The organism is Butyrivibrio sp. AE3006 (assembly GCF_000424165.1).
GTDB lineage: Bacteria > Bacillota > Clostridia > Lachnospirales > Lachnospiraceae > Butyrivibrio.
Window position 1 is genome coordinate 232,778 of sequence record NZ_AUJJ01000001.1, and the last position, 26,657, is coordinate 259,434.

The window sequence follows — 26,657 nt, forward strand, 5'->3', positions numbered from 1 at the left end:
TTAACAAAATGATAAATCCAGTGATTTTGTTTCAGAGGTGATAAATGGCAAATGAAATTATTAGAAATTCGTTACACTCAGCACTTGATTATATAATTCCGGCTCCTGCGGAAGCATCGGCAAAAAGCGGTATTTTCAGGTTCTGTTTTGACACAAAGATCATCATTTCAGATAAGGCATCTGCCACCGACTATGATGCTGCAAAACTTCTTAAGGAGACTATCTTTGATAAGACAGGAATCCCGGTGGAGATTCAAAAGGGTGAAAAGAAAACCGGATGCATTTATATGGAAAGATGTGAGGGGCTATCTGATGAAGAGTATGAGCTAACAGTTTCAGAGGATGAGATTGTGGCAAGGGCCTGCGGAGACAGAGGAATGCTCTATGCCATTCAGACCCTTAGGCAGCTCATAAATCTAAGCGGCTATATGATTAAAGCCTGCCATATAAAGGATAGGCCTAAGATCCAAAACAGAGGATTTTACCATGATGCCTCAAGAGGCCGTATCCGTAAGCTTTCTTCCTATAAGAAGCTTGCCGATATTTGCAGCTATTTTAAGCTGAATCAGCTTCAGCTCTACGTTGAGCATTCGTTTTTATTCAGTAATTTTACTGAGGTTTGCAGGGACGATACTCCTCTTACAGCAGAGGATATCTTAGAGCTTGATGACTACTGTGCAAAGCTTCATATAGAGCTTATTCCGTCCATATCAACCTTTGGACATCTCTATAAGGTCCTTAGGACCAAGAGCTTTCAGCATCTTTGCGAGCTTGATGATCCCAGAAAAGAGAAGTTTTCTCTGGAAGACAGGATGCAGCATCACACCCTTAATGTCACCGACGACAGATCCTTTGAGTTTGTAAAAAGAGAGTTGGATGAATTCCTTCCTCTTTTCAGAACAGATTATGTGAATATCTGCGCTGACGAGACCTTTGACCTTGGAAAAGGAAAGAGCAAAAAGCTGGCGGAAGAGATCGGCACGGGGCAGATGTATGTGGACTTTGTAAACAGGATTATGAAATACTGCATCGAAAAGGGAAAAAAGCCTATGTTCTGGGGCGACATCATTGTGGGCTCCCCAGAGAAGGCATCCCAGCTTCCAAAGGAAGCTATCTGTCTAAACTGGGGCTACAGCGAGGAGGAGAAAGAAGACAATACAAGAATCCTTCATGATGTGCCGGTCAGACAGTATCTGTGTCCCGGAGTTCAAGGTTGGAATCATTTTATAAATCGCCTTGATGCAGCATATAAGAATATATCTCTCATGTGCGGCTATGCTTTCAAATACGATGCGGAGGGTGTTTTAAATACCGACTGGGGCGACTTTGGACACCTGCAGGATCCTGCTTTTTCAATACCGGGACTTATCTACGGAGCAGCTTTTTCCTGGTCCGGTATTGTACCTGAGGCTGTGATCAACAGTAAAATCTCAAGGCTTTACTACGGCGATGATACTGAGCAGCTCCTTGGTATTTTCAGGGACCTTGGAATGCTTGAGGATAACAACTGGTGGCAGTTTGTTGTTTTCATCGAGCATTTAGATGGCAAATCAAAGCCGGATGAGCTTAAAGGTTTTTATGAGAGTCTGAACATCGTAAAATCTGAGATAAATGCAGGACTTATTGATAAAAAGCTGGATGAGCTTAGGGCTATCGCTAAGAATTTTGGCGAAGAAGGCATCTACCTGACGTCCAGACTGATACTTTTTGCAGAGGGACAAAAGCTTACGAGCAGAGCACTTTTCCTGCTTGGACAAAAGCTTTTTTCAGAAGCAAAGGATATTCAGGGTAAATGCGATGACATGGCAACAGCCCTTGAGAGCTGGCTTTATCAATATAAGAAAATATGGCGCGTTGACAGCAGAGAGAGCGAGCTTTTCAGAGTGAGCGATGTCCTTTGCAAATGCGCTGATGCACTGAGGGAGTGCAAATAAATCTTTAAGAAAAGTGGAGGGAATTATGAGCAAGGCAATTGGCAAAGAACTTAAGAATATCCCGTGGCAGGAGTGCCCGGAGGGGGAGACCAAACCGGTATGGAGATATAGCGAGAATCCCATTATTGAGAGATACGCTATTCCCACATCCAACAGTGTGTTTAACAGCGCTGCAGTTCCCTTTGAGGGGGGATTTGCAGGTGTTTTCAGATGTGATTCCATGGCAGTCAGCATGGATCTGTTTGCAGGCTTTAGTAAGGATGGAATTCACTGGGATATCAATCCCGAGCCTGTTAAGTTTGAGTGTGAGGATGGAGAGATCGCCAAAAGAGAGTACAGATATGATCCCAGAGTTGTTTTCATTGAGGACAGATATTATCTGACCTGGTGCAACGGCTACCACGGACCTACGATTGGAATTGCTTATACCTACGACTTTAAGAAATTCGTTCAGCTTGAAAACGCATTCCTTCCTTACAATAGAAATGGAGTACTTTTTCCAAGAAAAATTAACGGCAAGTACGCTATGCTTTCAAGACCCAGCGACACCGGTCACACTCCCTTCGGAGATATTTTCTACAGCCAGAGTCCTGATCTTGAGTACTGGGGACACCACAGATATGTAATGGGCACCTACAAGGGCGATGAGTCTGCATGGCAGTCAACGAAGATTGGTCCCGGACCCTGCCCCATCGAAACAGATGAGGGATGGCTTCTTATATACCACGGCGTTATCAACACCTGTAACGGCTTTGTTTACAGAATGGGATGTGCGATCCTTGATATTGACGAACCCTGGAAGGTTAAGTACAGATCCAAATTCTACATTCTTTCACCCAGAGAGACCTACGAGCTTTGCGGTGATGTACCCAATGTAGTATTTCCCTGCGCTGCGCTTTGCGATGCACCCACTGGCAGAATAGCTATCTACTACGGATGTGCAGACACAGTGACAGGCCTTGCATTTACAACTGTTGACAGACTTATTGATTGGGCTAAGACCAACAATCTAGAGGTATGAGATTATGAGCTTTGAAAGAGATATCACCAGAGAAAACGAAATAAAGGAACGTATAAACAGGCTTTCTGAGGTACTTGCAGCAAGACTTAAGGAAAAAGGCGCCTCCGACAAGCTTGTAAGTACTTTTAAAAAGTGCTTTGTGAACACTGCTGATACCACAATGCAGTGTACAAAGGATGGCAAAGTTTTCCTTATAACAGGTGACATTGAAGCTATGTGGCTTCGCGACAGCAGTGCTCAGGTATGCCACTATCTGCCCTTTGCTGGAACAGATAAAACAGGCGCAATCGGTGAGCTCGTTAAAGGTGTCATAAGAAAACAGTTTGAGCAGATCTGTATCGATCCTTACGCTAATGCTTTTAATAAAGAAGCAAACGGCAGATGCTGGGCAAAGGACAGGACAGAGGACAATCCCTGGGACTGGGAGAGAAAATACGAGCTGGATTCTATCTGCTATCCTATCAGGCTTCTTTATATGTATGTGGATGCGACAGGTGATGAGTCTGTACTTGATGAGGAAGTAAGACGAGGAATCGGTAAAATCCTTGATACCATGGAGACAGAGCAGGATCATACCGATAAATCCGCATACTATTTTGAGAGAGATAACTGTCCTGAATCAGACACCCTTCCCTTTGAAGGAAAGGGTAATCCCGTAGCTGCTACCGGTATGATCTGGTCAGGCTTCAGGCCCAGTGATGATGCCTGCAAATATGGCTATCTTATTCCTGCTAATCTCTTTGCTGTTGAGGTTCTCGGATACCTTGAAAAGCTCTCTGAGAGAATAGGAGACGGAGAGATCGGAAAAAGAGCAAAGACTATAAGAGAAAAGGTAGAAGAGGGTATAGCAAAGTATGGCATGATGAAGGATGCTGAGGGCTACACAATCTATGCCTACGAGACAGATGGTCTTGGCAATGTGAATTTTATGGATGATGCCAATGTACCAAGCCTTATGTCGATTCCCTTCCTTACATCAATATCCGGAAATGATGCTATTTATAAGGCAACAAGAAAAGCTGTCCTTAGCAGCATGAATCCTTATTATTATGAAGGAACTGCCGCAAAGGGAATCGGCTCACCTCACACGCCAAAGGATTATATCTGGCATATCGCTTTGTCCATGCAGGGACTTACCAGCGATGATAAAGAGGAGAGAGCAGAGCTTATCGAGAAACTAATTAGTACCGATGTAGGCACAGGCTATATGCATGAGGGCTTCCATAAGGATGATCCCGCAAAATTCACTAGAGAGTGGTTTGCATGGTCCAACTCTCTTTTCTCACTTTTTGTAATCGATGCCTACGATTTGTACTGATAAGCTTAATTCCTGCTTTTGGTTATGGTGATTGTGAAGCATAAAAATAATCTTAGCGTATTGCACAAAATTTATTGTCTGATAAGCTGCAATTTTTTTATTATGGATTATTGCTTACATAGACCTTGTAATGTTACTATAAGTCTTGTTTCAAAAGATTGCTTATAGTAGCAGGTAGGAATATGAAAAATTACTTTTTAAGTGAAAGTGACAAGATTGGGGAAGAGTGCGGCGTCTTCGGAATGTATGATTTCGGTGGCGGTGATGTCGCACAATCAATTTATTACGGGTTATTGTCCCTTCAGCACAGAGGGCAGGAGAGCTGCGGTATAGCCGTCAGCGAGACAATGGGACCCAAAGGAAAAGTAACGAGTCATAAGGACATGGGACTGGTTAATGAAGCGTTTAATCACGACATTCTTTCGGGAATGCACGGTGATATAGGTGTAGGACACGTCAGATATTCGACGGCAGGTTCAAGCACCAGAGAGAACGCTCAGCCCCTTGTCCTTAATTACGTTAAGGGGACTTTAGCAATGGCCCATAACGGTAATCTGGTTAATGCTCCGGAGCTTCGAGAAGAACTTGCTTACACAGGTGCTATTTTCCAGACCACCATCGATTCAGAGGTTATTGCTTACCACATCGCCAGGGAGAGACTTAATACAGCAAGTGTTGAAGGTGCTGTGGCTAATGCCATGAATAAGATAAAAGGTGCTTATTCACTGGTTATCATGTCTCCCAGGAAGCTGATCGGAGCAAGAGATCCCAACGGCTTCAGACCCCTTGTGATAGGAAAAAGAGATAACTGCTATATCCTGGCATCAGAGACCTGCGCTCTTGATACCATCGGAGCAGAGTATATCAGAGATGTTGAGCCCGGAGAGATTGTTACCATTTCGCCCCAGAAGGGCATTGAGTCCAACAGACAGATGGTTGGCAGCGTAAAATGCGGTCATTGCATTTTTGAATATATTTACTTTGCAAGACCGGACAGCATTCTTGACGGCGTAAGCGTATATGAATCCAGAATTAAAGCAGGTCGTTTCCTTGCTCAGGATTCACCGGTGGAAGCGGATGTTGTTGTGGGTGTTCCTGAATCCGGTAACTGCGCAGCCCTTGGCTATTCCATGGAATCGGGAATTCCTTATGGACAGGCCTTTGTTAAAAACCAGTACATCGGAAGAACCTTCATTAAGCCCGGACAAAAGAGCCGTGAGAGCAGCGTACAGGTTAAACTAAATGCTCTAAAGCATGTGGTTGATGGCAAGAGAGTTATCATGATCGATGATTCAATCGTCCGCGGAACCACATCAGACAGAATCGTTAGAATGCTTAGAGATGCAGGAGCTACAGAGGTTCACATGAGAGTCAGCTCACCGCCATTCTTATGGCCCTGCTATTTTGGAACAGATGTCCCTGCAAGAGAGCAGCTTATAGCATATAATAGAAGCATCGATGAGATATGCGAGATAATCGGTGCTGATTCACTGGGATATCTTAGAGAAGAGAGACTTGAGGAACTCGTTGGACATAAGTTTGATATCTGTAAGGGATGCTTTACGGGAGAATATCCTGTAGCACCTCCGGAAGAAGATATCAGGGGCGAATTTGAGCGATAGATGGATGAGAGTTTACTCAAAAAAATTGCTGGCAATTTTTTTTGAGTGAATTCGAAGACATAACGTACATGAGGAAGTAGCACGATTAGTGCGGATTCCGAATGTACGTAGCGTGACGGGAGCTAAGCGAAGTCACGCGTTATAGCGTAGTATATGTTAATTAAAAGGAGGACCATATGAGTACAGATCGTTATACCAGCCCGCTTTCAGAGCGCTATTCAAGTAAGGAGATGCAGTACATCTTTTCACAGGATATGAAGTTCAAAACCTGGAGAAAGCTTTGGATTGCCCTGGCAGAGATTGAGAAGGAGCTTGGCCTTAATATTACACAGGAGCAGATCGATGAACTTAAATCTCACCAGGATGACATCAACTATGATGTCGCAAGAGCCAGAGAAAAGGAAGTTCGCCATGATGTTATGAGCCATGTGTATGCTTACGGACAGCAGTGCCCCAAGGCAGCAGGTATCATTCACCTTGGTGCTACAAGCTGCTATGTTGGTGATAACACAGATATCATCATCATGACTGAGGCTCTTAAACTCGTTAGAAGAAAGCTTCTTAACGTTATCAGCTGTCTTGCAAAGTTTGCCGATGAGTATAAGGATCTTCCTACTCTTGGATTTACACACTTTCAGCCTGCTCAGCCTACCACAGTAGGTAAAAGAGCATCCCTGTGGCTTCAGGATTTCACAATCGATCTTGAGGACCTTGATTATGTTCTTGATAACATGAAGCTTCTTGGATCAAAGGGAACAACAGGAACACAGGCTTCCTTCCTTGAACTTTTTGACGGAGATCTTACCAAGGTTGATAAGCTTGATCCCATGCTTGCTGAGAAGATGGGCTTCAAGGGCTGCATGGCAGTTTCAGGCCAGACCTACAGCCGTAAGATCGATATGAAGGTTGTTAACGTACTTGCAGGAATCGCATCATCTGCTACAAAGATGGCTCAGGATATCAGACTTCTTCAGCATCTTAAAGAGGTTGAGGAGCCTCATGAAGCAAAGCAGATCGGTTCATCCGCAATGGCATACAAGAGAAATCCCATGAGAAGTGAGAGAATCTGCTCACTTTCCAGATATGTTATCGTAGACACACTTAACCCTGCGATCACAGAGATTTCACAGTGGTTTGAGAGAACACTTGATGACTCAGCTAATAAGAGACTTTCAATAGCTGAGGGCTTCCTTGCAATCGATGGTATCCTTGATCTTTGCATGAACGTTACAGACGGTCTTGTGGTATATCCCAAGGTTATCGAGAAGCGTCTTATGTCAGAGCTTCCCTTCATGGCTACTGAGAACATCATGATGGATGCTGTTAAACTTGGCGGCAACCGCCAGGAGCTTCACGAGAAGATCAGAGAGCTCTCCATGATAGCCGGCGACCACGTTAAAAAGGATGGCCTCGACAACGACCTTCTTGATATGATCGTAAAGGATCCTGCTTTCCACATGACAGAGGATAAGATTAAGGAGTGCATGGATCCAAAGAAGTACACAGGCTGCAGTGCACACCAGGTAGAGCGTTTCCTTGCAGAGGTTGTTAATCCCATTCTCGATGCCAACAAGGCAGATCTTGGGCTCACAGCTGAGATTAACGTTTAATATCTGAACCCATTTTTTACAGGTAAAAAATAGGACATCGCAATAACAAAAAAAGAGCATCAAAAGTAAAATATCGCTACTTCATTTTCTGTATGTTATGTTGCATAATATTTAATATGCACTAACAACCAAGTACAGAAAATGAGGTAGTTTTTATATGGGAAAGACATGGGATATTAAGAAATTTGCGGAAACTGCACGAGCTGCAGCAGCAGAAGGTATTGTTCTTCTGAAAAACGACAGAGGTGCACTTCCGATTGAGAAAAATGCTAAGGTAGCAGTTTTTGGAAGAAGCCAGATGAACTATTACAAGAGCGGAACAGGTTCAGGCGGTATGGTCAATGTAGACTATGTTGTTGGAATCTATGAAGCCCTTGAAGAATCTAAGAAATTCAAGCTCAACAAGAAAGTGAGAAAGGCCTACGAGGAATTCGTTAAGGAACATCCCTTTGATACAGGTGTGGGCTGGGCAGCAGAGCCTTGGTTCCAGGAGGAGATGCCTCTCACAGACAAGCTGGTAGCAGAAGCTGCAAAGGAGTCCGAGGTTGCTATTTTCATCATAGGCAGAACAGCAGGTGAGGATCAGGACAGCAAAAATGAGCCCGGAAGTATCCTCCTTACAGATACCGAGAGAGATGCTATTGCTAAGATCTCTAAGAAGTTCCAACGCACAGTAGTGCTGCTTAATGTTGGTAATATCATTGATATGAGATGGGTTAAGGAGCTTGACCCTGCAGCTGTACTCTATGTATGGCAGGGCGGTCAGGAAGGCGGTAACGCTGTTCTTGACGTTCTTACAGGCGATGTTAATCCTTCAGGTCATCTTGCAGACACCATCGCTGAGCGCATCGAGGACTATCCTTCAACCGAGAACTTCGGCTCCGAGAAGGAGAATTTTCAGAGCGAGGACATCTACGTAGGATATCGCTATTTTGAGACCTTTGCTAAGGATAAGGTTCTTTATCCCTTCGGATTTGGCCTTTCATATACAGAGTTTTCTATAGAGAAGAAGTCCTTTAAATATGATAAGGATGCTGTGAAGGTGGCTCTTACAGTTACTAACACAGGTAAGGTAGCAGGTAAGCAGGCGGTTCAGGTTTACATGCAGGCTCCTCAGGGCAAGCTTGGCAAGGCTGCAAGAGTACTAGTGGGCTTTACCAAGACTGATCTTCTTCCCGCAGGCGCATCACAGACTGTGGAGATCAACGTTCCTGACTACTGGATGTCATCCTATGATGATTCAGGCAAAACAAAGCATAAGTCCTGCTATGTAATGGAAGAGGGTACTTATACCATTTACGGAGGCTTTGATGTAAGAAGCGCCGAGGCTGTAGGAGAGTTTGAGATTAAGAAGCTCAAGGTTACAGCTAAGTGTGAGGAAGCATACGCTCCTGTTCAGAACTTTAAGCGCCTTGTTCCCGAAGAAGCCTGCGGACTTTTTGCAAAGGGCTATGAGGATGTTCCCACAAGAACCTCAGATCCCAATAAGAAGAGAAAAGATGCCCTTAAAGAGGCTAAAGCATACACAGGTGACAAGGGCTATAAGCTTAAGGATGTGGCTGACGGTAAGGTTTCCATGGAGGATTTCCTTGCACAGCTTTCAGATGATGACCTTTGCGCTATGATGCGCGGTGAGGGTATGTGCTCTCCAAAGGTTACCCCCGGTATTGCAGGAGCATACGGCGGCGTAACAGAGAACCTTAAGGGCTTTGGCATTCCTGTAGGCGGCTGCTCCGATGGCCCCAGCGGTATCAGAATGGACTGCGGAACACATGCTTTCTCACTTCCTAACGGAACCTGCCTGGCTTGTACTTTTAATGAAGATATAAACGAAGAGCTTTTCAGATGGGAAGGCCTTGATCTTAGAAGAAACAGAATCGATGCTCTTCTTGGACCCGGAATGAACATCCACAGAAGTCCTCTTGGCGGAAGAAACTTCGAGTACTTCTCAGAGGATCCTGTTCTTACAGGAAAAATGGTTGTTGCTCAGCTTAAAGGTATGCACAAATATGATGTTACCGGCGTTATCAAGCACTTCTGCGGCAACACTCAGGAGCTTAAGCGTCATTTTGTAGACTCTGTAATCTCTGAGCGTGCCCTTCGTGAGATTTATCTTAAGGGCTTTGAGATGGCAGTAAGAGAGGGTGATGCCCGCGCTGTAATGAGCACTTATGGCCCTGTAAATGGTATCTATACCTCCAGCAGCTATGACCTTCTTACCACAATCCTTCGCGGTGAGTGGGGATTTGACGGTATTGTAATGACTGACTGGTGGGCAATGGGTAACGACGAAGCAGGCCAGAAGGGCAGTTATAAGAATCTTGCTGCACAGGTAAGAGCTCAGAATGACCTTAACATGGTTAACAGCGATGCCGGTGCCAACAGTAATGAGGATAACCTTAACGGTGCCCTCAAGCTTGGAACAGTAACAAGATATGAGCTTGTAAGATGTGCTGCAAACATCTGCAATTTCCTTCTTAAGGCTCCCGTTTGGAAGCATAGCCTCGGTATTGAGTCCGCTCTTGATAAGGAGCTTGCAAAGGCTGTAGAAGCAGGTGATGATGCTATGCTCAAGAGTATGGTTCCTGTTCTTATGGATAAGGAAGAGATGGTTCTTGATCCTAAGCACTTAAAGGCAGAAAAGGGCGAAACAAAGGCATTTGCCATCACTACTGCCAGAAGAGGTGCCATCACTGTAGAGCTTGTGATGAGAGCAAAGGATCAGCCTGCAATGGCACAGCTTCCGCTTTCAATATTTATGGACAGAAATCTCATCCGTACCGTCACACTTACAGGTATGGACACTGAATGGCAGACAGTAGAGGTTGAGCTTCCTCCGTCATTTATGGTTAACTATTATCTGAAGTTCTACTTTGGACAGGCAGGACTTGAGTTTAAATCCATTAAGCTTAAGCTTACAAAAGACCTTGAGGATATGTTCAAGGGTGGCCTTGAAGCCTTAATGAAAAAAGATGAAGAATAATTGGAGCCGTTAATGAGTGGTATTACAAACAAGCTTAAAAAGATAGCAAAAATGGATAAGAAGACCATTGTAAAGAAGCTTCTTTCCTTTGATGATGTGTATGTGACAGGTTATAGAAAATACAGCGATGATACCTTTCTTGGAATCACAGGGCATGGTGAATTTGATGCGGTGCCCACAAGCAAAAGATACTGGTATGCTGATCCTGTAATCTACACTAGAGATAGCAGTTCCTATCTTTTTATGGAAGCCTTTGATAAGAAAAAAGTAATTGGAAGGATTGCGGTGTGTGAGCTTACGGTGGCAGGTGCGACCAAACCCAAAGTTATCATTCGTGAACCCTTCCACATGTCCTTCCCTATGGTCTTTGACTTTAGGGGAGAGACCTATATGATACCTGAGACCAGCGCAGATGATTCCATACGCTTATACAAGGCGGTTGTATTCCCTGATAAATGGGAGACCGTAAAAGTATTCAAGCTTGGAAGAAAATTCGTTGATACAGCCATTATAAGTAAAACCGCTGACAGTATCAGGATACTTACCTGTGAGGTCAGCCCTTATAAAGAGTATGAATGCAGATTCCAGAAATTTGAGATTAGATTCGATGAGGAGAAGGGCTTTAGTATCGAAGAGGATGTAAAGTTCAACAGCGCTCAGGAGTATGATCTTAAATCCAGAAATGGCGGAAATATCCTTACCTACGAGGGCAAAAGATATGTAGCTGCTCAGGAGAGTAAACAGACTTCCTATGGAATAGCCATGGATTTTTATCCCTACAGTGAAGAGCGCATCCTTCTTGCAGATAAAGCCAAGTGGCGCATTCCTGCAGATGATATAGTAGTAAAGGGAGCTCCTAAGGGGGATGGAGTTCATTCCTATTGCCACAATGATGCTTATGAAGTAATTGACCTTAAGTACATGGAATGGAATCCTCTTAAATATGTGAAAAGAGTGTTGAGGAGACATTGACATGAGCATTTTGGACTCACTGACAGAAAATCAGCGAAAGTCATTAGAAGAAGCCATGGGGATAATGAATCAGGTCTATGGAGATGAAATAGAAATAGATCCTGAGATTTATGCTAATGAGCATTATGGTAATCCATTCAGGGTATCAGAGCCTTTCTCAATTACATGGGAGGATGATAAGCCTGCGGGACTATCTGCTTTTATCGGTATGAAGCTCATATATGATAAAAGAGTTATGAATGTAGCACAGGCAGTTGACGGAGCCGTTGCGCCGCATGCAAGGGGGAAGGGCCATTATTCCAAGGCTTTCAAAGCATTTGAAGAAGGTAATAAGGAGTGCGATTTTATCATCGGACTTCCCAATAAGAATTCATATCCAAGGCTCTTGCATTACGGATACAATAAAGTAGTCTGGCTATGTCACTACGTTTATCCCACAGCACCCTGGGGATTCGTATTTGGTGAGGGTAAGATCACTAAGATACTGGATAAAGGTTTTAGGGGCTTTTGCTCATTAAAAAATCTTAAGCCGGGAGATAATGAAGAACTGGAGCTTTTCCCTGTAATAAGCTACAGTGAGCTGGATAAGGATAACATCAAAAAGGAGCTCAAAAAGTTCATGGTGCCCATATCCGATGCTGAGATTTCAAGGTTATGGGCAGAGTCCATGTGCCATTTCATGCATACTTCTGACATATACAGGTGGAAGTTCTCATATAATCCCGATACCAGATTTTTCTGGTCGGTACTTAGAACCAGGACCGGTAGTCTTATGGGCTATGCGCTTTGCCACCTTAGGAAAAAAGCAAAGGGATACATGGTGATAATAGATGATTATCATACAGAAGCCCGTGATAATGATGAAAAACTCAGAATCTGCAGACTTCTTTTCTCAAAATTCATAGATCTTGGCGGACTTATGGAAGTGCCCTTTGTCAATGATGAGACAGAAGATGGATACATCCTTAAAAAGCTTCATTTTAGGAATGCGACGAATATGCCCTTTGGGCTTCGCGGTGGCCCGCTGATAGTATCAGCCAATTGCCGCTATCGCAAACAAATGGAAGGTTGTGAATTTAGGAATATCGACAGCGATGTGCTGTAATGAAAAGATGTAATATAAAAGCCGCCCGGTGGTAGTAAACCGGACGGCTTATTAAAATGGAAAGTTAACCTTTAACAGCTCCCTCGATCATACCTTCCATGATCTGCTTCTGAGCGATAAGGAAGAGGACGATCATAGGCAGGATTGCAAGAAGTGCAGCTGCCAGAATCAGGTTCCACTGCTTAACGTAGGAACCTACGAAAGCCTGAACTGCAACGGGAAGTGTTTTAACCGGACCGTTCTGACCAAGCATCATTGAAGGCAGAAGATAATCGTTCCAGATCCACATTCCGTTAAGGATTGTTACTGTTGTAATAACAGGTGTAAGAAGAGGGAAGATAACCTTGAAAAATACCTGTTCAGGTGAGCATCCGTCAATTGATGCTGCTTCCTCAAGATCAAAAGGAATTCCCTTAATAAATCCTACGAGAATGAATACTGTCATGGCACCACCGAATCCCAGGTAAGCAAATACGATACCGGGAACGGACTTAAGCATCGGAATACCGATGAACTTTCCTACATCTCTGAAGGTAGAGATAAGAGGAAGCATAACTACCTGGAAAGGAATGATCATGGATGCGATGAATGTGAAGTAGATCACATTTGACCATACAGTCTTGTTACGGCAGATAACCCATGCTGCCATGGCTCCGAACAAAGCAAGAAGTCCAAGAGACAGAACAGTAATAAGTGCTGAATAACCAAAGGTCTGCCAGAATGTAAAGCTTGAGTTGTTAATAACTTCATCAAGGTTTCTAATAAGCTTGCTGAAGGATGCGCCGTTAAATCCGATAGGATTTGAAGTGATCTCATTAGCATCCTTGAAGGAGTTGATTACAACAAGGAAGAAAGGGAACAGCACATAAGCTGCAATTATAATAGCAATGATGAAGCGGATTATTACGCTGGATGTTTTTTCCTTGGTATGCATTATAATTCAACCTCCTTCTTGTTAGATATGCGAACCTGTAAAATGGATACGCAGGCCAAAATGATGAAGAACAATACGGCCTTTGCCTGACCAAGTGCGTAATTGTTCTTAATAACTGCTGTGTTATAGATATTAAGAGCAAGCATCTCGGTACCATTTGTGAGGTAATTTCCAAAAATATCAACGGATCCCTTACCATTTGTAAGTGCAAGGTTTACATCGAACTGCTTGAATGCACTTGTAAGTGTAAGGAATGTACAAATTGTAATTGTAGGAGCGATCATAGGAATCTTTATCTCGAAAAGAGTCTGCATGGGACCTGCTCCGTCAATAGCTGAAGCTTCAAGTACATCGCCGGGAATAGTATTAAGACCTGTGATGTAGATGAGCATTATGTATCCGGCGTACTGCCAGATATAAACTATGATAACTGCAAGGAAAGCTGTTCCTGTGTCAGCGATCATCGAATACTGAGTGTTAAATACCTTAGTAACAACGTTACTGAAAATGAACTGCCATATGTAACCAAGTACGATACCACCGATAAGGTTAGGCAGGAAGTAAGCTGCTCTGAAGAATCCAAGACCCTTGATCTTTGATGTGCAAAGAAGAGCCAGAAGGAATGCTACCAGGTTAACCATTATCATGTTACATACAACGAACAAGAATGTCAGGAATATAGACCAAAGGAAGCTTGGCTGTGTAAACATACTTGTGTAATTGGTAAGTCCAACAGTATTTCTTACTCTGATTCCGTCCCAATCAGTAAAGGAATAACCAATACCAAGGAAGAGGGGAATGATAACTGTTACCAAAAAGGCAAACAGCAGCGGGAATAAGAAAAGAATGTTAATAATTGTACGGTGATGCTTAAGTGTGGGGAAGAAGTATAATCCTAAAACTATGCCTACTATACCCAGGATAAGTGTAGTGCCACGGAAAGAAGCTTCCGATTTAGTGAAATCCAGAGCGAGAGACCATATAAGTAGTCCTAGCCCTGCGATCAGGCAAAGTATGGAAAGAGCTCCTTTAGTCGAAGATGGTGTTTTCATGCAAGAATCTCCTTTATGGCCTAAAGCCTGTCAATAGATTTAAAGTTCTCTGCTAAGTAAATAATTTGATAAGTAAAATATGTTGAAAATCAGTTAGTATTACGAGATAAATCGGGCAGAGCATTTGCTCTGCCCGGTATTTATAAAAGTGACTATAAATTATTCAGCGTAGTAACCCTTGATTACAGATGAAATCTTCTCAACGAACTCATCAGCGTCAGCGATTGATCCCTTTGCATAATCTGCAAATACCTGACATGTCTCGTTCTGAAGACCGTCCTTCTTAAGCATTGTGTGCCATCCGCTGTAGTTGCCTGCATCGATGTAGCTCTTCATGCTCTTATAGAAAGGATTTGTTGCTTCATACTGGCAATCATCGAAAGGAGATACAAGACCAGCCTTGTTTACAAGGATGTTCTGAGCTGAATCGCCTGCGCACCAGTTGAAGAATGCCTTAGAAGCATCTACGTTGCCGTCCTTGTAAGCTACCCAGTATGACGGAGGACCTGCGATGATTGTGTTAATGCCATCCTCAAATGCATAAGGAGCAAAACCAACTTCGAATGATACATCATCAGGAGATGTTACACACCAGTTACCCTGTGTGATGAAAGCAAACTTGCCTTCCTTGAATCCGGCAACCTGCTCATCATATGTTCCGTCAACAAGAAGATGATCCTTGTCAGAGTACTGGTTCATCATACCAACGAACTCAGCGAAGTTCTTCATTCTTGCCTCATCGATCTGACCGCCGTCGTTAAGAAGATCGATGTATGTTGTGTCGTCTGCCTTAAGACCTGCATCAAGGTACTGACCAAATACGTGTGTACCTGAAGACCAGCCAAGGTTTGTGGGCTCTGCGCACCATGCGAATACAGCTGTAAGTCCAAGCTCATCCTTCTTTGCATCGATTGCTTCGCAAGCAGCCTTCCAAGCATCAGGGCTTGTAAGAGTAGAAGGATCAACGCCTGCCTGTGAAAGGATGTCAGCGTTGTAACCAAGAGCTGTAGCCTCTACTGTATAAGGGAAGCCGATTGTTCCCATGGAATCATTAACAAGCTCGAAGCCTGTCTTGTCTGTCCATTCTTCACCGGCGAGATCAGCAAGCATTCCGTCCCATGTAGCAGCCTGGTTTGCTTCGATAACGAAGATGTCAGGCATGTTGTCAGCCTGGTACATTTTCTTGAGCTCATCACCGGCGCTTGTGTCGCCACCGATTGTCTCGATAACAACTTCATTACCGGTCTCAGACTTGTAAAGCTCAGCGAGTTCTTTAAGCTGATCGTTGATCTCAGGCTTACCATTAAGAAGTCTGATTGCTCCAGCTGAAGCAGTAGACTCAGCAGCCTCTGTAGACTCAGTAGCCTCTGTAGACTCAGCAGCCTCTGTGGACTCTGTAGCTGTCTCTGTTGACTCTGCTGTATCAGCAGCTGTGTCAGTTGTGCCGGTTGATCCGCCGCATGCTGTCATGCTGAGCGCCATTGTTCCGGCGAGAAGAATAGATAATACTTTCTTTTTCATGTTACCCTCCTTGTTGTGCACTTTGCTAGCCACCCGCATAGTGGTTAGTGGTTACTTTTGCGCATAAGTTTTATGCTACAAGTAAAATATCACGTTAATGGAATAATATCAAGAAAAAAATTTATAAACTTATCAGATTTTAAGACACCTTACGCGCAAAAGCCCGTCATCACTGACTTTGCAAAATTATTAAATTTTTGAAAAGTGAAAAAAGAAGAGCAATATGTTTTGTATACATATTGCTCAAACGTTTTCGGTATTCTTAAAGTTTTTATTGTATAGATTGTATAGTTAAAGCCTGCATTTTACTGTGTCTCGGATGATTAGCTCTGTGGGAAGCTGAACCTGCTTGGGAGTTTTTTCTCCCTTAATTCTTTTAAGCAGGATATCCGTGGCCATGATTCCCTTTTGCTTTACATCCTGGTGAACAGTAGTAAGAGCAGGTCTGTGGAGCTGACCCAGCAGAGTATCATCAAAACCTGCTATGGAAATATCCTCGGGAACATTTACGCCTCTGTCCTTGAGAGCACACATGAGCTGTACCGCATACAGATCGGATACGCACATTACGCCGTCGAATTCCGGAATGCGCTTGCAGATATCATCAAGTGATTTTTCTATATCCTCGTTTTTGGGTTTTATCTGCAAAAACCAGCTTTCATCATAATGTATGCCGTTTCCTTCAAGAGCATATTTGTAGCCGGAGAAACGTTCATAGTCGACGCCTCGCATGTTATCTGAAAGGAATGCTATCTTTTTATGGCCCTGTTTTATCATATAGTTGACCATATCAAAGCAGCCCTGTCTGTCGTTCAGACCTACATTTATGAAGTGCTTAAGACCTTCTATAGAGTATGTATCTATGCATACTATGGGCTTTTTGTACCTCTCACTGACACGGATTCCGTCGTTGTCGATCATACCGAATAGAAGGAGACCATCCACATTCCAGGTCGATACGTGACGCATTATTTCGTTGGTATCTCTTGAAATATAGAGCATCATAAAGTAGCCTGCGTTCCTTATGGATTCCTCGATGCCACCGATGAGTTCGGAAACGAAAGGATCCATAAGAAGATTCTCGTACTTGTCAGCACGGGCCTTCAGGGCAACGCCGATTATTTTCGATTGGTTCTGTGCAAGATTTCTTGCATTGATATTTGGAACATAATCGACCTTCTTTAAGTAATCCTCCACAATTTTAATCGTGGCAGGAGAAACTTCTCCGGTCTTGCCGTGAATAACGTTGGAAACCGTAGTGGTACTCATATTTAGTTGTGTCGCAATTTCTTTAATTGTAATCATGAAAAAACCCGGTCATAAAATTTTACTTTACAAAAGTTCCAAATTGATTATATTGTTAACATAGCACGAGAATAAAGTGCTGTCAAAAACTCGAAAATGCACATAATATAAGAAACTTTTGCGTTAAAGTTAAAACCAAGGATTTTTTTGAAAGGAATAAAAGATGAATACTGTTTTTGGTAAGATTGGTCCAATGACACCTGTGACTGATGAAATGGTTGAGACACTTAGTGTGAAGGAGTTTACAATTCCTTCTGATATACCTCACGGAGATATGCCCGGAGACAAGATAGAGATTGGCGAGAGCCATATTGCAAAGGCAAAGACTATTTTCCCTAAGCTCCTTAAAGAGCTCTCAAAGGTAACTGCTGCAAATCCTTTTGGAAGAGCTGTTGTTACTGTATGCGGAGGATCAGGTGTAGGTAAATCCGAGATTGCTTCACTTCTTTCATATATGCTTGAGCAGAGCGGAATCGGAAGCTACACAATGTCAGGTGATAACTATCCTCACAGAATTCCTATGTATAACGATGCTGAGAGACTTCATACTTTCAGACAGTGCGGAATCAGAGGAATGGTTGACGGCGGTGCTATGAACCCTGAGAATTACGATGTAGTTAAAGGCTTTCAGGAGCAGAATGATGATGCCAATGCAGAGCATGTAAAAGAATATCCCTGGTTTGAGACTTATCTTGAGGCAGGCAAAAAAGGACTTGATGCATATCTTGGAACTCCCAATGAGACAGATTTTGCAGAAGTTGATTCTATCCTTGCTGCTTTCAAGAACGGCGCAGATAAGCTCTGGCTTAAGAGAATGGGCAGAGATGAGAGCACACTCTGGTATGACGAAGTTGATATGTCAGCTAAGCAGGTTCTTATCATTGAGTGGACCCACGGTAACACAGATTGCATGAAGGAGGTTGATATTCCGATCCTTCTTAACAGCACACCTCAGGAGACTCTTGAGCACAGAAGAAGCAGAGCTCGTGATGGTAAGGTAGACAGCCCTTTCACAATGATGGTTCTTGAGCTTGAGCAGAACAAGCTTATGGCACAGGCTCACAAGGCTAAGATCATCGTAAGTAAGCAGGGTGAGATCATCAGCTATGATGAGTACAAGACCCTTATGGGACTGTAAGAATACGTTTTGAAGTGTTCTTTTTAGTGAAGTGAGTTAACGGCTTCATTTTTGGATTTAAAGGAGAAATTATGAATAAATTTGTAGATAACGGACCTATGCTTAATGCTTATCCCGACAGTATGGGCGGTACTCTTGATGATATTGTAACAGTGCTTGAAAAAGAGGAGTTTAAGGATACCTTCAGTTCTTTCTATATTCTTCCCAGCATTTACAATACCGACCTTGATCGCGGATTCTCAGTTATCGATTATGGTATCAATAAGGAACTTGGCTCTAAGGAAGATCTGGACAGATTAAGAGCTCTTGGAATCGATCTTAAGCTTGATTTCATTCTGAATCACGCATCAGTTCTTTCACCTCAGTTTCAGGATCTTTTGAAAAACGGTGAAAAGTCCAAGTACGCTGACTTTTTCATCAACTGGAATAAATTCTGGGATGGCTGCGGCGAGATGACAGAAGAGGGTTACATTCAGCCCAGAGAAGACCTTATTAAGGATATGTTTTTCAGAAAGCCCGGTCTTCCTATCCTCATGGTTCGCATGCCTGACGGAAAAGAAATTCCTTACTGGAACACCTTCTATCAGGAGGTTCAGTACAGAAAGCCTGATGCTCAGGACATTATTGCAGCAGTTGAGGATTATAAGGAAGCTCATGGCGTTGCAGCTTCTACAGATGAGCAGGGCGGCGGAAGACTTCAGTATATGAGCGCTGAGAGAATTGCAAAGCTCGTATGCGAAGGTCTTGATGAAGGCAAAAAGCCCGAGGAAATTGAATTTGGCAAGTATGAAGAGTATCGCGCAGCGGTTCTTGAATTCCTTGCAAACGGCAGAAAATATCTTGGACAGATGGACCTTAATATCAAGTCTGATCTTGTTTGGGAGCACTATGAGAATACACTAAAGACTCTTGCAGGCTACGGCGCAGCAATCGTAAGACTTGATGCTTTTGCATACGCACCCAAGGATCCCGGCAAGAAGAACTTCCTTAACGAGCCCGATACATGGGATGTCCTTGAGAGAGTAAAGGGTATCGCTGATAAGAACGGCGTAAGACTCCTTCCTGAGATTCATGACAGCTACAGCGCAGGCATCTATGAGAAGGTAGCAGGCAAGGGTTATATGACCTACGACTTCTTCCTTCCCGGACTTCTTATCTATGCTATGGAAAAACATAGCGGAGAAGTTCTAGCTAAATGGGCAAACGAGCTTATGGATAAAAATATCCGCGTAGTCAACATGCTTGGCTGCCACGATGGTATTCCTGTTCTTGATCTTAAGGGATTTATTCCTGATGAAGAAATAGAGAGTCTCATCCAGACAATCGTTGGAAGAGGCGGACTTGTAAAGAACCTTCACGGTCAGAAGAATATGTACTATCAGGTTAATGCTACATATTACAGTGCTCTTGGCGCTGATGAGCAGAAGATGCTCTTTGCAAGAGCAGTGCAGATGTTCATGCCCGGCAAGCCTCAGGTTTGGTATCTTGACCTCTTTGCAGGCGAGAACGACCTTGAAGCAGTTAAGAGAGCAGGCGCAGGCGGACATAAGGAGATTAACCGTACAAATCTTTCTAATGAAGCAATCAAAGAGATGATGAAGAAGCCTGTAGTTCTGAAGCAGCTTGAACTCCTCAGACTTCGTAACACCAATCCTGCTTTCGGATTTGATGCAAAGCTTAGCATCACACAGGATGGTTCTGTTATGAACTTTACATGGGAGAACAACGGATCAAGTATTACACTTAAGGCAGATTTCTCTACTTATAATTATGAGATAATTTAATAGTAGCAAGATGATTTAAACTAATGAATCCCTCATCGGTGCAGAACCATCTGATGAGGGATTTTTTGTGCCACACTAGAATCAAAAGAGAATCCGCTTCTCATAAAACAAATTCTTGTTGATAGATTATCAATAGTATAAAATATGTGAGTGTGTTTAGAATAAATATGCGGAGGAGAGCGATTTTTCCATGATATATGAGAATATTCTTGAGGCGGTAGGACATACTCCTATGGTAAGGCTTAACCACATGACGGATTCTGACAGTGCGCAGATTCTGGTTAAGTTTGAAGGAACTAACATAGGCGGCTCAATAAAGACAAGAACTGCCCTCAACATGATAAATGAAGCTGAAAAGCAGGGGAAGATAAATAAAGACACTATCATTGTTGAACCAACCAGCGGTAATCAGGGTATAGGACTTGCGCTTGTAGGTGCAGTCAGGGGCTATAAGACAATTATTATCATGCCTGATTCAGTCAGTGAGGAGCGCAGGAAACTCATAAAGCACTATGGCGCAGAGGTTGTTCTGATTCACGATGATGGAGATATCGGAAAATGTATCGATGAGTGCCTTAAAACTGCTCTCAAGATGAAGGAAGAGGATCCTAATGTATTTGTTCCACAGCAGTTTGAGAATCCCGCCAACACCATGGCCCATAAGAATGGCACAGCCCTTGAAATAATTCAGCAGGTTGAGGGACCTGTAGATGGTTTCTGCTCCGGAATAGGAACAGGCGGAACTCTTACCGGAATAGGTGAAGTACTTAAGGAAAAGTATCCATCAATCGAGATATGGGCAGCAGAGCCTGAAAACGCAGCTATCCTTGCAGGAGGAAATGTGGGTACACATCTTCAGATGGGTATCGGAGATGGAATAATTCCGGACATTCTTAATCAGAATATTTATGATGAAATTTGTGTTGTATCGGATGATGATGCAATAACTACCGCCCAGAAGCTTGCCCACCTTGAGGGACTTATGTGCGGTATTTCCAGCGGAACCAATGTTGCTGCTGCAATCAAGCTTGCGAAGAAGCTTGGCAAGGGGAAAACGGTTGTGACGGTTCTTCCAGATACAGCAGAGAGATATTTCTCAACACCGTTATTTGATGAATAGTATTTATTCTTCCATTTACAGGAAAAAAGAGTATAATGTTTTAACGTAAAGGAAGTGATATTTAGTATTATGAAAAAGGTTTTAAAAAAATTCTTGATTTTGGCACTTATGCTTGTGCCAGTAATTCTAATTAAGCCTGACGTTATCGGCTTTAGACAGCTTGGTAATGTAGAGGCTTCATCTTTGAACGGTGCAGAGCTCCTGACCAAGGAGTACAAGGTTCAGAAAAGCAATCAGCCATACTACAAAAAACTGGATTTAGGAAAGGATTTGCAGCTCATCATATATTCGGGGAAAAAACAGATTGATGCCAGCAAATGTAAATTTTCTTCTGAAAATAAAAAGGTTGCTACTATTGATAAGAACGGTGTGATTCATTCAGTTAAGAAGGGTCGTGCAGTAATCAATGTTAAAGAGAAAAAGACCGGCAAAAAGCTGAAGATAATTCTTTCTGTTGCCGACGAGACTACAAGAACATTATTCCTTGGTGATTCACGAGGAGTTGATCTTTTCACAGGAACTCCCGGAACCTATGAGGGCTATGTCAGAAATGGAATGGTGGTTTACACCGCTGATGGAGCTACCAACAGCTATCTTGAAAAGATTTATAAATATACAGATCTTAATGATTACGATACTGTTGTTTCCTGGCTTGGTGCAAATAATTATGGTAATTTCAAGGTGTACAAGAAGACCTATAATAAGTTATTAAAAAGAGGTAAGAATCTTGTACTTTGCACAATCGGAGCCGTAAGTCCCGCATATTTCCCAGAGGGAGATGATTACTATTTTGGCGTTAATGTAATCGGACATTTTAACAAAGCTCTTAGAAACTATGCCAAGGGAAACAGCAGAATCAGAACTATCGATTTGTACAAATATACAAAGAAGCATGTCACCATAGAAACAAGAGATGGTGTTCATTATCTTCCAAAGCCAACCAAGGCTCTTTGGAAATACATTGTCAAAAAAGTATTTTCGTGATATGTTTGTAACGTTGCGAAAAACCCATGCGTAACACAGAATGGAGGAAATATGGTTAAAGCAGTAGTTGGTGCAAACTGGGGTGATGAAGGAAAAGGTAAGATCACAGACATGATGGCAGACAATGCCGATGTGGTTGTACGTTTTCAGGGAGGAGCCAATGCAGGTCATACTATCGTAAATCAGTATGGCAAATTTGCGCTTCACACACTTCCATCCGGAGTTTTCCATCAGCATATAACAAATATTATTGGTAACGGAGTTGCTCTTAATATTCCGGTTCTTATCGGTGAACTTCAGTCAGTTATTGACAAGGGCGTTCCTACACCCAATCTTTTAATTTCAGATCGTTGTCAGTTTGTGATGCCTTATCACATCCTGTTTGATCAGTATGAAGAGGAGAGACTTGGCGGTAAGTCATTTGGTTCTACCAAGTCAGGTATTGCGCCTTTTTATTCAGATAAGTATGCAAAGATTGGTTTCCAGGTAAATGAATTATTTGATGAAGAGCTTCTTAAAGAGAAGGTTGAGAGAGTTCTTGTAACCAAGAACATTCTTCTTAAAGAGCTTTATCACAAGCCTGAGATTGATCCTGCAGAGCTTCTTGAGACTCTTCATGAGTGGAGAGATATGGTTAAGCCTTATGTTGCAGATACTTCTCTTTTCCTTGACAAGGCTATTAAAGAGAACAAGACTGTTCTTCTTGAGGGACAGCTTGGAACCATGAAGGATCCCGACCACGGCATTTATCCTATGGTTACATCATCTTCAACACTTGCAGCTTACGGTGCAATCGGAGCAGGTATCGCTCCTTACGATATTAAGCAGATCGTTGTTGTTAACAAAGCATATTCATCAGCAGTTGGAGCAGGTGCTTTCACATCAGAGATCTTTGGTGAAGAGGCAGATGAGCTTAGAAGACGCGGCGGTGACGGCGGCGAGTACGGCGCTACAACAGGTCGTCCGAGACGTATGGGATGGTACGACTGCGTAGCCAGCAAATATGGCTGCAGACTTCAGGGCGCTACAGATGTAGCTTTCACAGTTCTGGATGTACTTGGATATCTTGATGAGATTCCGGTTTGCGTTGGCTATGATATTGACGGCGAAGTTACTAAGGAATTCCCTGTAACACACCTTCTTGAGAAGGCTAAGCCTGTTTATGAGACTCTTCCCGGATGGAAGTGCGATATTCGCGGTATCAAGAATTATGAAGAACTTCCTGAGAACTGCCGCAAGTATATCGAGTTCATCGAGAAGGAGATCGGATATCCTATTACCATGGTATCCAATGGTCCTTCACGTGAAGATATCATTTATCGTGAGAGCCCTCTTAGCAAATAATAAGAGTAACTGATAGCCTCGCCGCTGATATTACGGCGGGGCTTTTCTATAATTATGGTAGATTATGTTGATTCCTTTTTATGGAGAAGAATTATTATGGAGAATGAAAATAAGAAGACACCGCTTGCAAAGCGCGTAATTGCATGGGTTGGAATTGTTTTGCTTCTTTTGGTGTATGTGGTATTCTTTTTGGTGGCATTATTCGGTAAGACGGGTCCCGGAAGTGCATTTCTTGCTTGCGCCGCAGCAACGGTCGCAATACCGATACTTGTGTGGCTCATACTTTGGGTTTATACTGCTCTTTCAGGTAAGAGAACTGTTGCATCACCTGACCCTTACGGGAAATTTGATACGGCAACAGAAGATACAGACAGCGAGAAGTAAGTTTTTGATAGGCGCTGATGGCGCCTGTGTGATTGGACGGACGAAGGAAAATTATGGCAATTACAACAATAATTTTTGATATAGGCGGAGTTCTGGTGGATTTTTGCTGGGATGACTTCCTTAGAAGCAAGGGCTACAGCGAAGAAATGGTTCAGCGTATGGGAAATGCCAGTGTCAGATCCGAGGCCTGGAACGAGTTCGACAGAGGCGTCCTTAATTCAAAGGAAATAATTGACGGCTTTGTAAAGAACGATCCCGAGATTGAAGAGGAGCTTAGAAGTGCATTCAGCGACCTCACAGGACTTCTTAGAAAAAGAGAACGTACCATTCCATGGATAAAAGAGCTTAAGTCAAAGGGCTACAAGGTACTTGTTCTTTCCAATTTTTCCAAACAGGCCCTTGAACCCAATATGTTCATGCAGGAGTTTTTGGATGAGACTGATGGCGGAATCCTCAGTTACAGAGATAAGATCATTAAGCCTGACAGAGCAATCTATGAACTTATTACCAAGAGGTACGATCTTATTCCTGGTGAATGCGTATTTATAGATGATACTGAGAAGAATATCATTGCAGCCAGAGAATTTGGCATGAACGGTATTGTTTTTAAGACCTACGAACAGGTTGAAGATGAGTTGCAGGCACTTGGCGTACGCTGAGAATGAACTAAAAAGCATTACATTGTAAAAAAGTGCTTGACAGACATGAGTTTACATTGTATCTTATACAGGTATGAAAACAAAGCAGAGGTTTCCACTCTCACCCTGCGGCTAAGCTGGCAGGTGTTAATATTTTCAAGACATAACATGAGTTTTATATCCGATGTATACAGACTTGCGGGTAGCTTAGATCATGGTTGTGTATGATTTTGAAGATTATTAAGTGGATTCCGAGCGAGTCCACTTTTTTATTTACTATTGGAGGTACAAAGCAATTAGCAACAACGATTTATTCATCAATGAACAGATCAGAGACAAAGAAGTTCGTGTAATTGGGGTTAACAATGAGCAGCTTGGTGTTATGCCTATCGCTGATGCCAGGAAGCTTGCTGATGAAGCCGGTGTTGATCTTGTAAAGATCGCTCCTAACGCTAAGCCACCGGTTTGTCGTATAGTTGATTACGGTAAGTTCAAATATGAACAGCTTCGTAAAGAGAAGGAAGCCCGTAAGAAGCAGAAGAATGTCGAGATCAAAGAGATCAGACTTTCACCCAATATTGATACAAATGACCTTAATACTAAGGTTAATGCAGCCAAGAAGTTCCTTGAGAAGGGCAACAGAGTTAAGATTACTCTTCGTTTCAGAGGACGTGAGATGGCTCACATGGGAGCTAGTGTGCATATTCTTACAGATTTTGCCAAGGCTCTTGAGGATGTTGCTGTTATCGACAAGCAGCCCAAGGTTGAGGGACGTAGTATGACCATGTTCCTTACTGAGAAGAAGTAATGTCTCCTGCCATTAGCAGGTTACATATAAAGTAATTGTTCAAAAACATTCATGGATGATTACGCTGTCTTAGACAGGCTATAGCAATAATTTACAAGCATAGGAGGATTTAGTTATGCAGCACAAGATGAAAACAAACAGATCTGCTGCCAAGCGTTTCAAAGTAACAGGCACAGGTAAGCTGATCCGTAACAAGGCGTACAAGCGTCACATTCTTACAAAGAAGACAACAAAGAAGAAGAGAACTCTTAGACAGGCAGCAGTTGTTGACGCTACTAATGTTAAGAACATGAAGAAGATTCTGCCTTACGTTTAATCCAAGTATTATCGTTTAAGAGCAGTACCAGAATAATTTAGGAGGAAACAAAAATGGCAAGAATTAAAGGTGGCATGAACGCCAAGAAAAAGCATAAGAGAGTTTTAAAGCTCGCAAAGGGCTATAGAGGCGCTAGATCAAAGCAGTACAGAGTAGCTAAGCAGTCAGTTATGAGAGCACTTACATCTGCATTCGCTGGACGTAAGCAGAAGAAGAGAGATATGAGATCTCTTTGGATCACACGTATCAATGCAGCAGCTCGTCTTAACGGTATGTCTTACTCAAACCTTATGCATGGTCTTAAGCTTGCAGGTGTTGATATCAACCGCAAGATGCTCGCTGAGATGGCAGTTAACGATGCAGAAGGCTTCAAGACTCTTACAGAGATCGCTAAGCAGAAGATTGCATAACTTTCACTTATTATGTGAATTAGACGCATTATCCCGTATTGGGATGATGCGTTTTTATATTTTATGGGAAATTCCTATGTATATTACCTGCAATGAATGATCTGTTTTGAAATTTTTCTTTAAAATCTGTTTTGACTTTCAAAAATCCCGGAAATTGAAATTCTTATAATGTAATTATAAAAAGTATAAACAAGCATAAATTCTTTAGGAAAAAAGTCTGTAATCTATTGTAAATAGAGGACTTTCGTTATACTGTAGTATTGTAAGGGTAGGTAGATATAATTTACCCTCGTAATCACAAATGAAAAAATATTTGAAAATTAAAAATAAAACTTGATTTTTCTTTTCAAATGT

22 protein-coding genes are annotated in these 26,657 nt (G+C 42.7%); 18 read left to right on the top strand and 4 right to left on the bottom strand.

Annotated features, from left to right (window positions below; genetic code table 11):
- The first annotated feature begins 44 nt into the window (after positions 1 to 44).
- The 8 genes from G603_RS0100895 to G603_RS0100930 all read left to right on the top strand — a co-directional run bounded on the left by G603_RS0100895 (position 45) and on the right by G603_RS0100930 (position 12,565).
- Positions 45 to 1,934 carry a beta-N-acetylhexosaminidase gene (locus G603_RS0100895; protein WP_051207313.1) on the top strand — a complete coding sequence of 630 codons (1,890 nt, stop codon included), beginning with the start codon at positions 45 to 47 and terminating at the stop codon, positions 1,932 to 1,934.
- 25 nt (positions 1,935 to 1,959) lie between these two features.
- Positions 1,960 to 2,955 carry a glycoside hydrolase family 130 protein gene (locus G603_RS0100900; RefSeq protein WP_026669023.1) on the top strand — a complete coding sequence of 332 codons (996 nt, stop codon included), beginning with the start codon at positions 1,960 to 1,962 and terminating at the stop codon, positions 2,953 to 2,955.
- 4 nt (positions 2,956 to 2,959) lie between these two features.
- Entirely contained in the window at positions 2,960 to 4,273 is a 1,314-nt protein-coding gene (locus G603_RS0100905; RefSeq protein ID WP_051207314.1) for a glycoside hydrolase family 125 protein, read from the top strand.
- A 182-nt stretch (positions 4,274 to 4,455) separates the two neighbouring features.
- A complete protein-coding gene (purF, locus tag G603_RS0100910) occupies positions 4,456 to 5,895 on the top strand; it encodes an amidophosphoribosyltransferase (protein WP_026669025.1) in 1,440 nt (479 codons plus the stop codon).
- A gap of 176 nt (positions 5,896 to 6,071) precedes the next feature.
- Positions 6,072 to 7,505, top strand: coding sequence for an adenylosuccinate lyase (gene purB, locus G603_RS0100915; protein ID WP_026669026.1), 1,434 nt, complete (start codon positions 6,072 to 6,074; stop codon positions 7,503 to 7,505).
- A 157-nt stretch (positions 7,506 to 7,662) separates the two neighbouring features.
- Positions 7,663 to 10,488 (top strand): glycoside hydrolase family 3 protein, encoded by a 2,826-nt coding sequence (locus G603_RS0100920; RefSeq protein WP_026669027.1) that lies wholly within the window; start codon positions 7,663 to 7,665, stop codon positions 10,486 to 10,488.
- A gap of 12 nt (positions 10,489 to 10,500) precedes the next feature.
- Positions 10,501 to 11,460: a glucosamine inositolphosphorylceramide transferase family protein gene (locus tag G603_RS0100925; protein ID WP_026525517.1), complete on the top strand. Its 960-nt coding sequence runs from the start codon at positions 10,501 to 10,503 to the stop codon at positions 11,458 to 11,460.
- A gap of 1 nt (position 11,461) precedes the next feature.
- Positions 11,462 to 12,565, top strand: a complete 1,104-nt coding sequence (locus G603_RS0100930; protein ID WP_026525516.1) for a hypothetical protein — start codon at positions 11,462 to 11,464, stop codon at positions 12,563 to 12,565.
- Positions 12,566 to 12,629: 64 nt separating this feature from the next.
- On the opposite strand, the gene G603_RS0100935 is transcribed toward G603_RS0100930, so the two are convergent.
- From G603_RS0100935 to G603_RS0100950, 4 genes are all read right to left on the bottom strand, one after another.
- Positions 12,630 to 13,499, bottom strand: a complete 870-nt coding sequence (locus tag G603_RS0100935) for a carbohydrate ABC transporter permease (protein ID WP_026669028.1) — start codon at positions 13,497 to 13,499, stop codon at positions 12,630 to 12,632.
- Positions 13,499 to 14,551 carry a carbohydrate ABC transporter permease gene (locus G603_RS0100940; RefSeq protein ID WP_026525514.1) on the bottom strand — a complete coding sequence of 351 codons (1,053 nt, stop codon included), beginning with the start codon at positions 14,549 to 14,551 and terminating at the stop codon, positions 13,499 to 13,501. Before G603_RS0100940 ends, G603_RS0100935 begins: the two co-directional genes overlap by 1 nt.
- A gap of 159 nt (positions 14,552 to 14,710) precedes the next feature.
- On the bottom strand, positions 14,711 to 16,072 hold the full coding sequence (locus tag G603_RS0100945) for an ABC transporter substrate-binding protein (RefSeq protein WP_026669029.1): 1,362 nt from the start codon (positions 16,070 to 16,072) through the stop codon (positions 14,711 to 14,713).
- Between the two features lie 291 nt (positions 16,073 to 16,363).
- On the bottom strand, positions 16,364 to 17,377 hold the full coding sequence (locus G603_RS0100950) for a LacI family DNA-binding transcriptional regulator (RefSeq protein WP_026525512.1): 1,014 nt from the start codon (positions 17,375 to 17,377) through the stop codon (positions 16,364 to 16,366).
- 163 nt (positions 17,378 to 17,540) lie between these two features.
- On the opposite strand from G603_RS0100950, the gene G603_RS0100955 reads away from it, so the two are divergent.
- The 10 genes from G603_RS0100955 to rplT all read left to right on the top strand — a co-directional run bounded on the left by G603_RS0100955 (position 17,541) and on the right by rplT (position 26,303).
- Positions 17,541 to 18,515 (top strand): hypothetical protein, encoded by a 975-nt coding sequence (locus tag G603_RS0100955; RefSeq protein ID WP_330367489.1) that lies wholly within the window; start codon positions 17,541 to 17,543, stop codon positions 18,513 to 18,515.
- Positions 18,516 to 18,586: 71 nt separating this feature from the next.
- Entirely contained in the window at positions 18,587 to 20,299 is a 1,713-nt protein-coding gene (locus G603_RS18745; protein ID WP_035791527.1) for an alpha-amylase family glycosyl hydrolase, read from the top strand.
- Between the two features lie 190 nt (positions 20,300 to 20,489).
- A complete protein-coding gene (cysK, locus tag G603_RS0100965) occupies positions 20,490 to 21,419 on the top strand; it encodes a cysteine synthase A (RefSeq protein WP_026525510.1) in 930 nt (309 codons plus the stop codon).
- A 69-nt stretch (positions 21,420 to 21,488) separates the two neighbouring features.
- Positions 21,489 to 22,403 carry an Ig-like domain-containing protein gene (locus G603_RS0100970; protein WP_026669031.1) on the top strand — a complete coding sequence of 305 codons (915 nt, stop codon included), beginning with the start codon at positions 21,489 to 21,491 and terminating at the stop codon, positions 22,401 to 22,403.
- A 51-nt stretch (positions 22,404 to 22,454) separates the two neighbouring features.
- Complete coding sequence (locus tag G603_RS0100975) at positions 22,455 to 23,747, top strand: adenylosuccinate synthase (RefSeq protein WP_026525508.1); 1,293 nt, start codon at positions 22,455 to 22,457, stop codon at positions 23,745 to 23,747.
- 96 nt (positions 23,748 to 23,843) lie between these two features.
- The gene (locus G603_RS18750; protein WP_051207316.1) at positions 23,844 to 24,131 is read left to right on the top strand and encodes a hypothetical protein; all 288 of its coding nucleotides are present in this window, start codon (positions 23,844 to 23,846) and stop codon (positions 24,129 to 24,131) included.
- 53 nt (positions 24,132 to 24,184) lie between these two features.
- Positions 24,185 to 24,790 carry an HAD family hydrolase gene (locus tag G603_RS0100985; protein WP_026525507.1) on the top strand — a complete coding sequence of 202 codons (606 nt, stop codon included), beginning with the start codon at positions 24,185 to 24,187 and terminating at the stop codon, positions 24,788 to 24,790.
- Between the two features lie 250 nt (positions 24,791 to 25,040).
- Positions 25,041 to 25,577: a translation initiation factor IF-3 gene (gene infC, locus G603_RS0100990; protein WP_035791611.1), complete on the top strand. Its 537-nt coding sequence runs from the start codon at positions 25,041 to 25,043 to the stop codon at positions 25,575 to 25,577.
- A gap of 115 nt (positions 25,578 to 25,692) precedes the next feature.
- Positions 25,693 to 25,893, top strand: coding sequence for a 50S ribosomal protein L35 (gene rpmI / locus G603_RS0100995; protein WP_026494948.1), 201 nt, complete (start codon positions 25,693 to 25,695; stop codon positions 25,891 to 25,893).
- Positions 25,894 to 25,946: 53 nt separating this feature from the next.
- Positions 25,947 to 26,303, top strand: a complete 357-nt coding sequence (gene rplT, locus G603_RS0101000; protein ID WP_026494947.1) for a 50S ribosomal protein L20 — start codon at positions 25,947 to 25,949, stop codon at positions 26,301 to 26,303.
- Positions 26,304 to 26,657: the final 354 nt, after the last annotated feature.

Coding starts and splice junctions, on each gene's coding strand:
- G603_RS18745 (WP_035791527.1), top strand. CDS start 18,587: ATGAATAAATTTGTAGATAACGGACCTATGCTTAATGCTTATCCCGAC.
- G603_RS0100970 (WP_026669031.1), top strand. CDS start 21,489: ATGAAAAAGGTTTTAAAAAAATTCTTGATTTTGGCACTTATGCTTGTG.
- G603_RS0100975 (WP_026525508.1), top strand. CDS start 22,455: ATGGTTAAAGCAGTAGTTGGTGCAAACTGGGGTGATGAAGGAAAAGGT.
- G603_RS0100905 (WP_051207314.1), top strand. CDS start 2,960: ATGAGCTTTGAAAGAGATATCACCAGAGAAAACGAAATAAAGGAACGT.
- G603_RS0100920 (WP_026669027.1), top strand. CDS start 7,663: ATGGGAAAGACATGGGATATTAAGAAATTTGCGGAAACTGCACGAGCT.
- purF (WP_026669025.1), top strand. CDS start 4,456: ATGAAAAATTACTTTTTAAGTGAAAGTGACAAGATTGGGGAAGAGTGC.
- G603_RS0100950 (WP_026525512.1), bottom strand. CDS start 17,377: ATGATTACAATTAAAGAAATTGCGACACAACTAAATATGAGTACCACT.
- G603_RS0100955 (WP_330367489.1), top strand. CDS start 17,541: ATGAATACTGTTTTTGGTAAGATTGGTCCAATGACACCTGTGACTGAT.
- G603_RS0100925 (WP_026525517.1), top strand. CDS start 10,501: ATGAGTGGTATTACAAACAAGCTTAAAAAGATAGCAAAAATGGATAAG.
- G603_RS0100930 (WP_026525516.1), top strand. CDS start 11,462: ATGAGCATTTTGGACTCACTGACAGAAAATCAGCGAAAGTCATTAGAA.
- G603_RS0100945 (WP_026669029.1), bottom strand. CDS start 16,072: ATGAAAAAGAAAGTATTATCTATTCTTCTCGCCGGAACAATGGCGCTC.
- G603_RS0100940 (WP_026525514.1), bottom strand. CDS start 14,551: ATGAAAACACCATCTTCGACTAAAGGAGCTCTTTCCATACTTTGCCTG.
- rplT (WP_026494947.1), top strand. CDS start 25,947: ATGGCAAGAATTAAAGGTGGCATGAACGCCAAGAAAAAGCATAAGAGA.
- G603_RS0100895 (WP_051207313.1), top strand. CDS start 45: ATGGCAAATGAAATTATTAGAAATTCGTTACACTCAGCACTTGATTAT.
- G603_RS0100985 (WP_026525507.1), top strand. CDS start 24,185: ATGGCAATTACAACAATAATTTTTGATATAGGCGGAGTTCTGGTGGAT.
- G603_RS0100935 (WP_026669028.1), bottom strand. CDS start 13,499: ATGCATACCAAGGAAAAAACATCCAGCGTAATAATCCGCTTCATCATT.
- purB (WP_026669026.1), top strand. CDS start 6,072: ATGAGTACAGATCGTTATACCAGCCCGCTTTCAGAGCGCTATTCAAGT.
- cysK (WP_026525510.1), top strand. CDS start 20,490: ATGATATATGAGAATATTCTTGAGGCGGTAGGACATACTCCTATGGTA.
- rpmI (WP_026494948.1), top strand. CDS start 25,693: ATGCAGCACAAGATGAAAACAAACAGATCTGCTGCCAAGCGTTTCAAA.
- G603_RS0100900 (WP_026669023.1), top strand. CDS start 1,960: ATGAGCAAGGCAATTGGCAAAGAACTTAAGAATATCCCGTGGCAGGAG.
- G603_RS18750 (WP_051207316.1), top strand. CDS start 23,844: ATGGAGAATGAAAATAAGAAGACACCGCTTGCAAAGCGCGTAATTGCA.